This is a genomic window from Ruegeria sp. CDSA020 (assembly GCF_059612345.1).
In genome coordinates this window covers 311,912-323,888 of sequence record NZ_JBXWQK010000006.1, presented here as the reverse complement: position 1 = coordinate 323,888, position 11,977 = coordinate 311,912, and the positions used below count along the sequence as shown (strand labels likewise).

Annotated in this window: 16 protein-coding genes; 9 read left to right on the top strand and 7 right to left on the bottom strand. The window is 55.9% G+C overall.

What is annotated here, in order from left to right:
• Nucleotides 1–127: 127 nt before the first annotated feature.
• Nucleotides 128–403, top strand: a complete 276-nt coding sequence (locus AC2FJW_RS13170; protein WP_496706668.1) for a DUF167 domain-containing protein — start codon at nt 128–130, stop codon at nt 401–403.
• On the opposite strand, the gene AC2FJW_RS13165 is transcribed toward AC2FJW_RS13170, so the two are convergent.
• Nucleotides 394–639, bottom strand: coding sequence for a DUF8831 family protein (locus AC2FJW_RS13165; protein ID WP_142636604.1), 246 nt, complete (start codon nt 637–639; stop codon nt 394–396). The genes AC2FJW_RS13170 and AC2FJW_RS13165 overlap by 10 nt on opposite strands.
• Nucleotides 640–761: 122 nt before the next feature.
• Here AC2FJW_RS13165 and AC2FJW_RS13160 point away from each other — a divergent pair, with 122 nt between their 5' ends.
• The 5 genes from AC2FJW_RS13160 (at nt 762) to AC2FJW_RS13140 (ending at nt 2,693) form a co-directional block, all read left to right on the top strand.
• On the top strand, nt 762–1,469 hold the full coding sequence (locus tag AC2FJW_RS13160; protein WP_271949271.1) for a M48 family metallopeptidase: 708 nt from the start codon (nt 762–764) through the stop codon (nt 1,467–1,469).
• Nucleotides 1,466–1,834 (top strand): YigZ family protein, encoded by a 369-nt coding sequence (locus AC2FJW_RS13155; protein WP_142636608.1) that lies wholly within the window; start codon nt 1,466–1,468, stop codon nt 1,832–1,834. Before AC2FJW_RS13160 ends, AC2FJW_RS13155 begins: the two co-directional genes overlap by 4 nt.
• 64 nt (nt 1,835–1,898) lie before the next feature.
• A complete protein-coding gene (locus tag AC2FJW_RS13150) occupies nt 1,899–2,156 on the top strand; it encodes a DUF6455 family protein (RefSeq protein ID WP_496693872.1) in 258 nt (85 codons plus the stop codon).
• 10 nt (nt 2,157–2,166) lie between these two features.
• Complete coding sequence (locus AC2FJW_RS13145) at nt 2,167–2,439, top strand: DUF6455 family protein (RefSeq protein ID WP_496750280.1); 273 nt, start codon at nt 2,167–2,169, stop codon at nt 2,437–2,439.
• Nucleotides 2,436–2,693: a DUF6455 family protein gene (locus AC2FJW_RS13140; protein WP_496750279.1), complete on the top strand. Its 258-nt coding sequence runs from the start codon at nt 2,436–2,438 to the stop codon at nt 2,691–2,693. The genes AC2FJW_RS13145 and AC2FJW_RS13140 overlap by 4 nt, the downstream gene beginning before the upstream one ends.
• Here the strand turns inward: AC2FJW_RS13140 and AC2FJW_RS13135 are convergent, their stop codons facing one another.
• Entirely contained in the window at nt 2,694–2,936 is a 243-nt protein-coding gene (locus AC2FJW_RS13135) for a CDGSH iron-sulfur domain-containing protein (RefSeq protein ID WP_142636614.1), read from the bottom strand.
• 226 nt (nt 2,937–3,162) lie between these two features.
• Between AC2FJW_RS13135 and AC2FJW_RS13130 the strand changes: the two genes are divergently transcribed.
• Together AC2FJW_RS13130 and AC2FJW_RS13125 are read left to right on the top strand one after the other, a co-directional pair.
• Nucleotides 3,163–3,351: a hypothetical protein gene (locus AC2FJW_RS13130; protein ID WP_142636616.1), complete on the top strand. Its 189-nt coding sequence runs from the start codon at nt 3,163–3,165 to the stop codon at nt 3,349–3,351.
• Between the two features lie 131 nt (nt 3,352–3,482).
• The gene (locus tag AC2FJW_RS13125) at nt 3,483–3,839 is read left to right on the top strand and encodes a diacylglycerol kinase (protein WP_496689606.1); all 357 of its coding nucleotides are present in this window, start codon (nt 3,483–3,485) and stop codon (nt 3,837–3,839) included.
• A 34-nt stretch (nt 3,840–3,873) separates the two neighbouring features.
• On the opposite strand, the gene rimO is transcribed toward AC2FJW_RS13125, so the two are convergent.
• Nucleotides 3,874–5,262, bottom strand: coding sequence for a 30S ribosomal protein S12 methylthiotransferase RimO (gene rimO / locus AC2FJW_RS13120; RefSeq protein WP_496750278.1), 1,389 nt, complete (start codon nt 5,260–5,262; stop codon nt 3,874–3,876).
• 96 nt (nt 5,263–5,358) lie between these two features.
• Between rimO and AC2FJW_RS13115 the strand changes: the two genes are divergently transcribed.
• Nucleotides 5,359–7,317, top strand: a complete 1,959-nt coding sequence (locus AC2FJW_RS13115; RefSeq protein WP_496750277.1) for an AsmA family protein — start codon at nt 5,359–5,361, stop codon at nt 7,315–7,317.
• Between the two features lie 31 nt (nt 7,318–7,348).
• Here the strand turns inward: AC2FJW_RS13115 and AC2FJW_RS13110 are convergent, their stop codons facing one another.
• From AC2FJW_RS13110 to AC2FJW_RS13095, 4 genes are read right to left on the bottom strand one after another with little or no spacing between them, the layout of a single operon-like run.
• A complete protein-coding gene (locus AC2FJW_RS13110; protein ID WP_496750276.1) occupies nt 7,349–8,845 on the bottom strand; it encodes a phosphomannomutase/phosphoglucomutase in 1,497 nt (498 codons plus the stop codon).
• Nucleotides 8,846–8,859: 14 nt separating this feature from the next.
• A complete protein-coding gene (gene kdsA, locus AC2FJW_RS13105) occupies nt 8,860–9,693 on the bottom strand; it encodes a 3-deoxy-8-phosphooctulonate synthase (protein ID WP_496708714.1) in 834 nt (277 codons plus the stop codon).
• A gap of 5 nt (nt 9,694–9,698) precedes the next feature.
• Nucleotides 9,699–11,273 (bottom strand): KpsE/RkpR family capsule polysaccharide export protein, encoded by a 1,575-nt coding sequence (locus AC2FJW_RS13100; RefSeq protein ID WP_496750275.1) that lies wholly within the window; start codon nt 11,271–11,273, stop codon nt 9,699–9,701.
• A complete protein-coding gene (locus AC2FJW_RS13095; protein WP_142636630.1) occupies nt 11,251–11,910 on the bottom strand; it encodes an ABC transporter ATP-binding protein in 660 nt (219 codons plus the stop codon). Before AC2FJW_RS13095 ends, AC2FJW_RS13100 begins: the two co-directional genes overlap by 23 nt.
• Between the last annotated feature and the right edge of the window lie 67 nt (nt 11,911–11,977).

Below are 11,977 nucleotides of genomic sequence, written 5' to 3'. Positions count from 1 at the left end.
TCCTTTACATAGGCTGTCTGTATCTGGTTGAACATCTGGCGAGTTTCAAGTGCAATCGGCTGGACCAGTTGGATCAATTTCATTCCCCGCCCAACCGTGCAAGGGTCTTTGTTAACAGAAGGTGCTAATGGGAAAACCGAAACTAAGAAATCTTCCAGACCTGAGCGACCGTGTTGCACCGAATGCTGAGATTGCGGTCAGGGTTACCCCGAAAGCCGCAGCAGACAGGATTTTGGTTCAGGACGGAACGATCAGAATATATATCACTGCACCGCCCGAAAACGGCAGGGCAAATGAAGCCACGCGGGAGATTCTGGCGGTGGCGCTGGGGGTTGCTCCGTCCGCACTGATCCTGAAGCGCGGCCAGACATCGCGCGAGAAAGTCTTTGTGTGTCAGGCCTGACCGGGGGTTTCGCGAATTTGGTAAACACCTTCGGGCAGATCCAGTGCCGCAGCCAGATCACGAACCTGTTCGGGCGAAAGCGTAATCTTCTGAACCTGGTCAGTGCGCGGATCCAGTTGTTCCAGCGTTACGCATTCTGCAAAATTGTTAATAACCACATCCTCGTTCAGAGGCTTCTCGCCTTCGTCCACCAGGGTTATGACCGTCGAGTCGAATTCATGCTCAATCGAAAACATGTGTCCAGCTTGCCGGGCGGAACATTGCAATGCAACCCGTTCTTGGGAAATCGTCCGGTGGCGAACCGCCTTGTGTCGGGCTATGTTCGACGAAAAGGCATGACCGGACCAAAGGAAATAGTATGCGTCGCCTGATCTTGATGATATTTGGTCTGGTTCTGTCGGCCTGTGACACCGGTTCGTTACGCGTTCAGCCGGTAGAGGAATGGCAACAACCTTCAACTGATTTTCAGGTCGATGTGCTGACCTTTCGCGAAATCAGTCAAAGGGTCGGGGATGTGGCGCGCGCAGAGTGCAAGCGGCGCAGTAATGTCAGCAACTGCGATTTTTCGATCGTGGTTGATCTGAACCCTCGCGCACCAGCAAATGCTTTTCAAACCTTGGATGACGACAATCAACCAGTCATAATCTTCACCCGTGCGATGATTCAATCGGTGGAAAACGCCGATGAACTGGCCTTTGTGATGGGGCATGAATCTGCTCATCACATCCTGCGCCATATTCCCCGCCAGTCCGAAAACTCACGAGAAAGTGCCGCGATTTTTGGCGAGCTTGCACGCATAGCGGGGGCAAATGACGCCGATCTTGAACAGGCGCAGAAGCTGGGCGCGCAGGTGGGTGCCCAGATATATGTCAAGGACTTTGAACTGGAAGCGGACCGGTTGGGAACGATCATCACGCACCGGGCAGGTTATAATCCCTTGTTAGGAGCCCGCTATTTTGCCCGAATTCCTGACCCGGGCGATCGTTTTCTAGGCACCCATCCACCGAATGCTCAGCGCGTCGAAATTGTTTTGGAAACCTCGCGGCAGCTTGGGCTGACACAATGACGGGACTGAAACGGTTGGGGGTTGTCTTGACGGACCGCGGATCGAAATATGCCGTGTCCGGCGCTTTGGTCAGTTCCCGGGACGAGGTGGCAGCTGTCCTGCAGGACCTGAAATCTGACAAAAGCTATGCCAAGGCCACGCACAATACCTGGGCCGCAATCCTGCCTACTGGTGCGCTCAAGGCGGATGACGGGGAAAGCGGTGCCGGAATGGTGATTCTGCGCATGCTGGAAAGGGCCGAACTGAGCGGTCATATCGTCATTGTCACTCGATGGTATGGCGGAAAAAAGCTGGGCGGTGATCGATTTCGCCGGGTTCAGGATGCAACACGGGCTTATCTGGACGAACTGGAATTGGGACTTTGACCTGCGTCAAGGCTTGGGCTGTTTCGTATTGCTAGTCTGATCGGACAAAGCGAAACGGAAAGGAATGCCAATGCCCGATCGCGAAACGCTTAGGCATCATGCTGGTCTTGTTGACCGTATGGCTGGCAAGCTGGGGGTGGATCTGCAGGAATCTGCAATCGCTGGACATATATCGGTGGATCAGATTACCGATGCGGTTCTGCGATGCACCGATTGTCCGAACCCGGGCCATTGCCAATCATTTTTGAATCAACCGGTTCTGGCAACGCAGACACCCGAATATTGCCGGAACCAGGATTTGTTAAGCAAGTTGATCCCTTAGGGGGGCCGCAATGCCGCGCCTTGGACACCTCATGACTCATTTGCGCCTTGTGTTGAAGATGGGGCAAGCGACGGGTACGGATATTGTGCGGGCCCACAATAAAGGTCGGCTAAGTCAGGAAGACTGGGCTGAAATGATCCGCCTGTGTCAGGGATGTGGCTGGGCGGCTGCCTGCCCGGATTGGATGGAAAGACATCCAGATGTTGCAGGTGCACCGCAAACCTGCCCGAACAAACATCAATTCGCCGCGTTGAAAGCAATACAAATGCAGGAATTGGGATGAAACACGCTGTACTGGGCGACGTGGAAAAGCACTTTTGGCTAACTCGATCCGTGGCCCGATGCCTTAAGATCTCGTTGACCGAAGCCATGTCCGACGGGCGGTTGAGCCCGGATGAATACGCTGAGATGGTAACGCGTTGCCGGGCCTCGGACTGTCACGAGAAATGCACGATATGGCTGGCCATACAGCAATCTGATCCCCGTTCAGCGCCCGGGTTCTGCGTAAATAGCCAGGTTTTCAACCGGCTAAAGTGATCAGATCTTGGAATGTGTCCCGTCGCAAAACGGTGGGTTAGCGCAGTTTTTACAGCCGCAGAAGAACAGTTTCTTGCTGGTATCAGCCGTGAACTTGACCGGTTCAAAGCCGGTTCCTTTGTGAGATCCATCACAAAATGGCTGCCGATTGGACCGGCCGCACGAGCACCAGAAATAGCTTTTTCCTTCGGTTACTTCGATTGGATAGGGCGCTTTTTGCGCAATGACTGGACCTTCTGGCATCTGATTTCTCCGTTCGCTGACTTTCCCCAGTCTATCGCCTGAACAGATGTGCCGAAAGCAGTAGCTGCCACGCGGCACCCATTCCAGGGGCAATCCCCCCGGCATGGTTTTGCCTGCTTTCGCAAACGCGCTGTTGATTTTATTGCAAAATTACCAACCACACCGTATTGTGAAGTCGGCCCCATGTTCAGGGCAATAACAGAAATTAATTAGAGGAATGACGGACATGAAACTCAAATTTGCTGCCGTTAGTGCGTTTGCCCTGGTTCTGGCTGCTTGCTCGCAACAGGAAGAGCCGACACCGGTATACATTACCCCAGATTATGACAAATACGGCACGCCGAGCTGCCCGGCAGGGACAGATCTGGCGACGACCGAAGCAGGTCAGACCGTATGTAATCCGACTGCTCAATAAGATTTTCGCGGGCGGATTCCGACATAGCCGCCCGCACAATCGAACAAAAAAGCCGCCCTATGGGTGGCTTTTTTATTGCCTGTCATACGGTGTTCGGGTTTCTGTTTGACCTATTGAATTACCGAGGTCGCATGAGAAAACTTGTCACCCATCTAAAGGACCGCATCCGCTGGAGCTGGCAGGGATTGGCTGCCACTTGGCACGGTGAATACTCGTTCCGCGCTTGGGTCTGCGCTAATCTTGTTTCTGCGGGTCTGGCCCTGTGGCTGCCCCTGAGCGATGGCGTTCGGGCTCTGATACTGGTGATCGGTCTGTTGGTTCTGGTGGCCGAACTGTTCAATACGGCGATCGAACGGGCGGTGGATCATACTTCGACCGAACACAGTTTATTGGCCGGGCAAGCTAAAGACGCCGCCAGCGCTGCGGTGGCACTGACTGCTTTGGCTGGCGGATTGGCCTGGGTTATCGGGCTGTTGAGCCTTTTCTGACTGCCGCTGGGTCGGTCAATTCAGTTAGTTGTGGTTAGCGCAGCTTGCCCCATAGATCATATTCCCCGGCCTCGTCCACCTCGACCGAGACAATGTCGCCCGGCTTCAGGGCCTCAAACCCCTCGTCGATGAACAGATTGCCGTCGATCTCGGGCGCATCAGCTGTGGTGCGACAGATCGCGGCCTCATCGTCGATATCATCCACGATGACTTGCAGGGTATGGCCGACCTTGGCGGCCAGTTTGGCCTCGGAAATCGCCTGAGCCTTTTCCATGAACCTTTCCCATCGGTCTTGTTTGACATCGGCGGGCACATGGTCAGGAAGGTCGTTGGACCGGGCTCCTTCGACGTTCTCGTACTGAAAGCAGCCGACGCGATCCAGTTGCGCCTCGTCCATCCAGTCCAGAAGGGTTTGGAACTCAGCCTCGGTCTCGCCGGGATAGCCCACGATAAAGGTGGATCGCAGAGTGATGTCAGGACAGGTCGCGCGCCAGGCGGCGATCTCGTCCAATGTTCTGGCAGCTGCAGCTGGGCGGGCCATTCGTTTCAAAACATCCGGATGTGCGTGTTGAAAAGGGATATCCAGATAGGGCAGCACGTTGCTGCCAGCATCCGCCATCAGCGGGATCAGTTCACGTACATGCGGGTAGGGATAGACATAGTGCAGACGAATCCAGGCATCCAACTGACCCAATTCACGCGCCAGATCGGTGATATGGCTGCGGACCTCACGGTCATTCCAGGGATTCACGTCATATTTCCGGTCCAACCCATAGGCCGACGTGTCCTGAGAGATCACGAGCAATTCGCGCACACCGTTATCGACCAGCTTTTCCGCCTCGCGCAGAACAGCATGCGCCGGACGGCTGGCCAGTTTGCCGCGCATGTCCGGGATGATGCAAAACTTGCATTTGTGGTTACAGCCCTCGGATATCTTGAGATAGCTGTAGTGGCGCGGCGTCAGTTGAACGTTGGCCGCAGGCAGCAGATCCACGAACGGATCGGGATCGGGTGGCACGGCCTTGTGGACCGCGTCCAGCACCTGTTCGTACTGATGTGGTCCGGTGACGGCCATGATACGCGGGTGATGCTCGCGGATGTAATCGGGTTCGGCCCCCAAACAGCCTGTCACGATGACCTTGCCGTTTTCGACCAAAGCCTCGCCGATGGCATCCAGCGATTCCGCCTTGGCGCTGTCCAGAAATCCGCAAGTATTCACAATCACGGCATCCGCGCCTGAATAGTCCGGCGAAATGCCATAGCCTTCGGCCCGCAGACGGGTCAAAATCCGCTCGCTGTCGACCAAAGCCTTGGGACAACCCAGCGAAACCATGCCGATAGTTGGCTGGTCCGGGCGTGGCGCATCGGTGATCCGGGCAGCAGGTGCCAGGTCGGGGCGGAGGTTTGGCGGGTTTGTGGTCATGGCGCGGCATATAGTGGGGAAAGCTTCCCCTTGCAAATGCGCTGCCGTCTTTGAATGATCTTTTTATAGCGTGCCAAATAAGTCGGAGAGCAGAAAATGAAATGGCTAATGCGCATCCTGTTCCTTTTGGTGGCTGTGGTCGGTCTTGTCATCGGCGCGTTGCTGCTGATGCCGGGCGACAAGTTGGCGACCATTCTGGCCGAGCAGGTCAAGGCACAAACCGGGCGTGATCTGAAACTGTCGGGGGGCGTTAAGCTGTCCTTCTGGCCTGTGCTGGGCATGGAAACCGGGGCGGTTTCCTTCGGAAATGCCTCGTGGGCGGGGTCTGAGCCGATGCTGAGCGCCGAAAGCCTGGCGGTTGGGGTCGATACCTTGGCCATTTTGTCCGGCGATGTGCTGATCAAACGGATTATTGCCGAGAATCCGACCCTCAGACTTGAACTGTCAGACGGGCGCGGAAACTGGGAGTTTGACACGGCCGTCGCCCCGACAGCCAGCGGCTCGGGTGGATCAAAACCGGCCGATGCATCGCGCGCGGTGACACTGGAGCATCTGAAACTGACTCAGGCGCGTCTGATCTTTGTTGAAAATGGATCGGCCCGATTTGATGTCGCAGATGTGGATTTGTCTGCCAGTTGGCCAGCAGTCTCGGCCCCCATGGTTCTGGATGCACAAATGCCGGTTCCGGGTGGTGAGGCCCGCGTGGATATCAAGATACCCGACTTGCCGGCTTATGCCACGGGCGCGGCATCCGAGATTGAACTTGCACTTGTGGCCCCTGGTGGTGACATCGGATTTGACGGGCGCGTCAACCTTGCCGGAGAGATGGACGGCAAGCTGCAGTTGAAAACCAAAGACACGGAAAAAATGCTGGCCGCGTTCGGTCAGGAGGGCGTTGGAGTGCCGCACGGGTTGGGCCGCGCTGCGAACGTGTCGGGGCAGATGACCTATACCAAAGACGGTCGCATCTCGATGCGCGATCTGGTGGCTTCACTCGACAGTAACCGTTTTACAGGCGAAGTTGATATTGTCATTTCCAACCCGCCACAGATCACTGCTCGGTTGGATGCCAGTGATCTTGATCTTTCTCGCTATAATCAAAGTGGTCAGACGGTCTCGTCCAGTTCCGGCGGTTCCGGCTCGGGTGCTGCCTCGGAGGGGTGGTCAAGGGAACCGATCGACGCCTCGGCGCTGGCTTTGGCCAATGGTGAAATTCGACTGACAGCCAAATCTATCGCGCTGCCCGAGCTGACGCTTGGCCCCAGCGACCTGACAATGCGGCTGGACCGGTCTCGGGCTGCATTGGAGATGAACCCGGCAACCTTGTTTTCCGGAACGCTGAACGGGCAGGTGGTGGCCAATAATCGGAATGGGTTGTCCGTTGGCGGCAAGATAAAGGCCAAGGGCATTGACCTCAAACTAGCTCTGACAGCCTTGGTCGGGGTCGAGCGGCTGTCCGGGACCGGGTCGGGATCATTCGAGTTTCTGGGCGTTGGCCAGAACGAGAATCAGATCATGCGCTCGCTCAGCGGTAAGGGCCGCTTGGATGTAGGAAAGGGGCTGATATCGGGTTTTGACCTTGATCGTCTGATGGGACGAGGCAAAGGTTCGGGTGGCACCACCGTGTTCAACAGCCTGACGGCTAGCTTCACCATTGATAAGGGCGTTTTGCAGAACAACGATCTGTTGATGTCGCTGGACAATTTCCGCGCGGATGGCAAAGGAAAAGTCGGGATCGGAGCGCGCAATATCGACTATCTGTTCACGCCAGTCGCTCTGCGTGCGAATTCGGGAGAGGGCCTGTCGGTTCCGGTGCGTATAGTTGGACCATGGAGCAATCCGTCGATCAAGCCGGACCTGACCAAGGTGATCGAAGCGGCCGCCGGAGGAAAAGTCAAAGAGCTTGAGGATGATGTCAAAAAGAAAGTCATCGACAAGATAGGCGGCGATACCGGTACGGCCGGGACTGACGGTGACAGCGTCGAGGACGCGCTGAAGAACAAGCTTGAGGACGAGGCCAAGAAAGGACTGCTTAAGCTGTTTGGCGGAAATTGAAGTGTCGGGGCCAGAGCCCCGACACCAACGCTCAGATGGTCTGGTCGTAATCTCCGACACCAGGTTCGGTTCGGATGACCGCGTCGATATCCGCAAAAATGGCACGCATCTCTTCTTCGCTTTCGCTGCTTTCGCAGACGACCACCAGATTGGGCGTATTCGACGAGGCGCGCACCAACCCCCAGCTGCCATTGTCCAGAATGACTCGGGCACCGTTGACAGTGACCACTTCCTTGATCGGGCGACCTGCAAGCGTCTCTCCGGCTTCGGATTTGGCGACCAGCTTTGCGACCAAACGGTCGAGTATGTCGTATTTCTCGGTATCCGCTGCATAGGGGGACATGGTCGGTGTCGACCATGTTTTCGGTAGTGCCTTTCGCAGGTCGGACATGCTTTGGTCCGGGTTGCGGTCCATCAGTTTACAGATCTCAACCGCGACGCGCATGCCGCAATCATAGCCACGGCCAATCGGTTCGGCCAAAAAGTAATGCCCCGACTTTTCGAACCCAGCCAGCGCGTTGATCTCTTTGACTCGCCGCTTCATGTGGCTGTGGCCGGTTTTCCAATAATCTGCCTTGACCCCGCGGGCCTTCAACTCGGGGTCGCTGGCAAAAAGGCCGGTTGATTTCACGTCGGCGACAAAGGTGGCATTGGGGTAAATCTTGGCCAGATCGCGGGCCATGATCACGCCGACCTTATCAGCAAAAATCTCCTCCCCCTCGTCATCCACAACGCCACAGCGGTCACCGTCACCATCGAACCCCAGCGCCATGTCGGCACCGCTGGCTTTCACGGTATCGGACATGTCGTGCAGCATTTCCATCGCTTCTGGGTTCGGGTTGTAATGCGGGAAGGTATAGTCCAGCTGGTTATGGCTGGGCACGACTTCGACCCCCATGCGTTCAAAGATTTCCGGGGCAAAGGCGGATGCGGTGCCGTTCCCTGTGGCACAGACCACTTTGAGAGGTCGGGATATTCTGAAATCGCCGACCAGATCGTCGATATAGGCCTCTTTCACGCCATCAACGAATTCGTAGGACCCGCCAGGGTGGGTCTGCCCTTCGCCATTCAGAACAATGTCTCGCAGTTCCGACATCTCGTCCGGGCCATGGGTCAGGGGACGTTCAAACCCCATCTTGACCCCGGTCCAGCCATTTGGATTGTGGCTGGCCGTGACCATGGCCACCGCTGGAACGTCCAGATGGAACTGAGCGAAATAGGCCATCGGGCTAAGCGCCGGACCGATATCCTTTACCTGAATTCCCGCCTGCATCAGGCCCAGGATCAGGGCATTTTTAATGGTCAGAGAATAATCACGATAATCATTGGCTACAGCAATCACGGGTTCAATCCCACGCTTGCGCATCTGTGTGCCCAGACCCAACCCCAGTGCGGTCATGCCCGGCAGGTTGATCTCTTCTGGATATTTCCAGCGGGCATCATATTCGCGAAAGCCGGTTGGCTTGATCATTGCGTCGCGCAGAAAGCTCCAGGTGTTCGGAGTCACCTCGGGGTTGGGTTTGGTCATGGGAATACTCTTGTTCAGATCTGGATAGGGTTGGCCTTGGCCAACGCATCAAAACGCATCAATGTATCGATGAGCTGCGGCATCTGGTCCAATGGGATCATATTAGGACCGTCGGAAGGTGCAGTATCAGGGTCCTGATGGGTTTCGATAAAAACCGCACCGATGCCAAGCGAAACCGCAGCGCGGGCCATCACGGGCGCGAATTCTCGCTGCCCACCAGTAGAACCACCTTTGCCGCCAGGCTGCTGTACTGAGTGTGTGGCATCCATTACGACCGGGTATCCCGTTTTGGCCATCTGCGGCAGGCCGCGCATGTCAGCGACCAACGTATTATATCCAAACGAAGTTCCGCGTTCTGTCAGCAGGATGTTTGTGTTCCCAGTGCTTTCTACCTTGCTCACGATGTTGCCCATCTCCCATGGGGCCAAAAACTGTCCTTTTTTGACATTAACCGCCTTGCCGGTTTCGCCAGCTGCGAGCAGCATATCTGTTTGTCGGCATAGAAAGGCAGGGATTTGCAGCACGTCCACAGCCTCGGCCGCAATCGCGCACTGGGCTTCGGTATGTACGTCAGTCAGCACTGGAATGCCCAAGGTTTTGCGGATGTCATCCAGAACCTTGAGCCCTGTGTCTATTCCCATACCTCGCGCACCCGACAGCGAAGTTCGGTTCGCCTTGTCGTACGAGGCTTTAAAGACGTACTGCGCCCCGGCGGCGTCGCAGGCCTCTTTCATTTTTCCTGCGATCATTTGGGCATGATCCGCAGATTCCAGTTGGCAGGGACCGGCGATGATCGTCAGCGGAAGATCATTGCCGACCGTGAGATCGGAGATTTTTACATGTTTCATGTGTCTTACGAGGATACCTGTTCACGAAGGACCGACGCGGTAAGCGAGATCATCAGGTAGATACCAGCAAACAACAGGAAAGCCAAAATCGTATTTTCGAACTTGCGCGGATAGCTGGGTTCCTGACTGGGAACAGGATTGACGGAAACCGTCAGATACCGAACCTGACGATTGGCTTCGGTCCTGGTTGTCTCCATATGCTGCATAGCTGATTGCAGGATCATATCCCGAGCGGCCAGATCGGCCTGTGCCATCTGAATCCGAACACTCAGCCTGGCCAGCGAATTCTCGCCGGCAGAGACATCCAGCATTTCGGCGTTCAATTCCTCCAGCACAACCGTAAGCCGTGCGATATCGGCCTGTGCGCCATCCACCTTGGCTTTGTTTGGGCGGCGATTGTCCAACAAGGCTGCAAGCTGCAGCTCTTTGTCCTGAATAAGCGTCTCGATTTCGTTTATGCGGCCCCGCAACCCGGCAATGACGCTTTCAGGGTCAAGGATTGCGCCTTGCAGCTGAAGCTCGATCAGGTCTTCCTGAGCTTTCTTGCGTTCTTCCTGAGCGCTTACAAACCCTTCCCGGGCATCTTTCATCTGGTCTTCGCGTTTCTTTTCGGTCAGCGCGTTTACCCGTTGCTCGGCATAGGAAATCAGTTCTCGGGAAAACGCGGCCGAAGTCTGGGGGTCAGGTGTCGCCACCTCCATCCGGATCAGGCCATCGGTCGGGTCATATCCGACCGTGATCATGCGTTTGTACAGCTTGTAAGCCTCTTCGAGACTCGCGTCCGGGGACAATCGCTGAATGGGGTCGATCCAGCCCTGTTTGAACACATCAGCGAAACCGGCCTCTGTGTCCAAAAGTTCAAGCGCATCTTTCGATTCCAGAAACTCCTGGGTGGCAACCGAATCCTGCGTGGTCGCAAATTGGGTCCCTGCCAGAAGCCCTCCGATAGAGCCTGCGCCCCCGTCCGCCTGAAGGATTAGAAAGGCAGAGTTGCTGGCGTACATTGGGGTCGCGATCCGATAGAAATAGAGACCCACGACAAAGGTAGGTAGCAGGACAAAGGCCGCAAGCCGTGCAAACAGAGCGAACAGTTTGCGACGGCGGCGGCGGGCGATGTCCCTCTGAATCTGTCCGATTTCACGTTCACGTCGCTCGGCCGGGCTCATCTCCGGTCCGGGCAGATTCTCCGGCGCATCTTTCACGGTCTGGGGCAGGTGGATCGTGATGCGATCATTCGTCTGCTCGTCCGAAGTTTTCTTTTCCGAGGCAAGGTTCAGCAGACTGGAGCGTTCAAACGGATCAATTCCCTTTTTGCGCAACAACCGAACTGCATCATAGTCCGAAGTCGCCGCAAGACCGTTTTTCTGGGCGAGACGACGTGCCACCCTCAGTTGGCGGCCGGTCAGGCCTTCGCGTTTGATAGCGTCGATCTCGGTCCCTACTGGCGGTTCATTTGCTGCGCCGGGTGCCTGTGTGGCCTGGCGAATGCGCGAGATCGCGTCTTCGCGCGTTTCGGCATTTCCCGCAGACCGCCGTTTGCGGCGCCAGTTGTATTTATCAGCCCTGGGTTTGGTAGTCATATAACTGCTTTGCCTCTTCCAAGGTTTCGAACAAGTGAAGCTGACCATCCACTAATACCGCCGCCTGACGCGCGAATTTTTCAAGCAGGGCCGGGTTGTGAGAGACGATGACCAGTGTTGTTGTGCGCAGCCGTTCCTGCAGAATGTCGCCTGCCTTTTTGTTGAATTCAACATCCGTTGTGGCCGGCATCCCTTCGTCGATGAGGTACATGTCGAAATCCAGAGCCAGCATCAACGCAAATGTGAACCGCGACCGCATACCGGATGAATAGGTCGCCAGCGGTTGATTGAAATATTCACCCAGGCCACACAGCCAACTGCAATATGCCTCGACATAGTCCGGGTCCATACCATAGATCTTGGCGATATAGCGCGAGTTCTCCAGAGCCGACAGCTTGTTTGAAACTCCGCCGGTAAATCCCATCGGAAAAGAGACGCGGCAGGATTTGCGAATGACCCCTTCGTCGGGTTTCTCTAGTCCGGCCATCATGTTGATCAGGGTGGTTTTCCCGGTACCGTTCGGGGCCAGAATACCGATGGATGTGCCAAGTTCGACGCGAAAAGACACTCTGTCCAGAATCACCTTTCGGCGCGTCCCGGTCCAAAAGGACTTGCTGACATTTTCAAACTCAAGCATCCAAGGCCTGCGGGTTTATCTTGTTGTTGCGCCGTTCGGATCGGCGAAAGAACGGTACCTCTACGGC

What these genes read in the sequence shown, in the direction of transcription:
- AC2FJW_RS13145 (WP_496750280.1), top strand. Translation starts at nt 2,167, where the DNA reads ATGCCGCGCCTTGGACACCTCATGACTCATTTGCGCCTTGTGTTGAAG.
- AC2FJW_RS13110 (WP_496750276.1), bottom strand. Translation starts at nt 8,845, where the DNA reads ATGACCAAACCCAACCCCGAGGTGACTCCGAACACCTGGAGCTTTCTG.
- AC2FJW_RS13135 (WP_142636614.1), bottom strand. Translation starts at nt 2,936, where the DNA reads ATGCCAGAAGGTCCAGTCATTGCGCAAAAAGCGCCCTATCCAATCGAA.
- AC2FJW_RS13100 (WP_496750275.1), bottom strand. Translation starts at nt 11,273, where the DNA reads ATGACTACCAAACCCAGGGCTGATAAATACAACTGGCGCCGCAAACGG.
- AC2FJW_RS13140 (WP_496750279.1), top strand. Translation starts at nt 2,436, where the DNA reads ATGAAACACGCTGTACTGGGCGACGTGGAAAAGCACTTTTGGCTAACT.
- AC2FJW_RS13165 (WP_142636604.1), bottom strand. Translation starts at nt 639, where the DNA reads ATGTTTTCGATTGAGCATGAATTCGACTCGACGGTCATAACCCTGGTG.
- AC2FJW_RS13155 (WP_142636608.1), top strand. Translation starts at nt 1,466, where the DNA reads ATGACGGGACTGAAACGGTTGGGGGTTGTCTTGACGGACCGCGGATCG.
- AC2FJW_RS13115 (WP_496750277.1), top strand. Translation starts at nt 5,359, where the DNA reads ATGAAATGGCTAATGCGCATCCTGTTCCTTTTGGTGGCTGTGGTCGGT.
- AC2FJW_RS13130 (WP_142636616.1), top strand. Translation starts at nt 3,163, where the DNA reads ATGAAACTCAAATTTGCTGCCGTTAGTGCGTTTGCCCTGGTTCTGGCT.
- rimO (WP_496750278.1), bottom strand. Translation starts at nt 5,262, where the DNA reads ATGACCACAAACCCGCCAAACCTCCGCCCCGACCTGGCACCTGCTGCC.
- AC2FJW_RS13150 (WP_496693872.1), top strand. Translation starts at nt 1,899, where the DNA reads ATGCCAATGCCCGATCGCGAAACGCTTAGGCATCATGCTGGTCTTGTT.
- AC2FJW_RS13095 (WP_142636630.1), bottom strand. Translation starts at nt 11,910, where the DNA reads ATGCTTGAGTTTGAAAATGTCAGCAAGTCCTTTTGGACCGGGACGCGC.
- kdsA (WP_496708714.1), bottom strand. Translation starts at nt 9,693, where the DNA reads ATGAAACATGTAAAAATCTCCGATCTCACGGTCGGCAATGATCTTCCG.
- AC2FJW_RS13160 (WP_271949271.1), top strand. Translation starts at nt 762, where the DNA reads ATGCGTCGCCTGATCTTGATGATATTTGGTCTGGTTCTGTCGGCCTGT.
- AC2FJW_RS13125 (WP_496689606.1), top strand. Translation starts at nt 3,483, where the DNA reads ATGAGAAAACTTGTCACCCATCTAAAGGACCGCATCCGCTGGAGCTGG.
- AC2FJW_RS13170 (WP_496706668.1), top strand. Translation starts at nt 128, where the DNA reads ATGGGAAAACCGAAACTAAGAAATCTTCCAGACCTGAGCGACCGTGTT.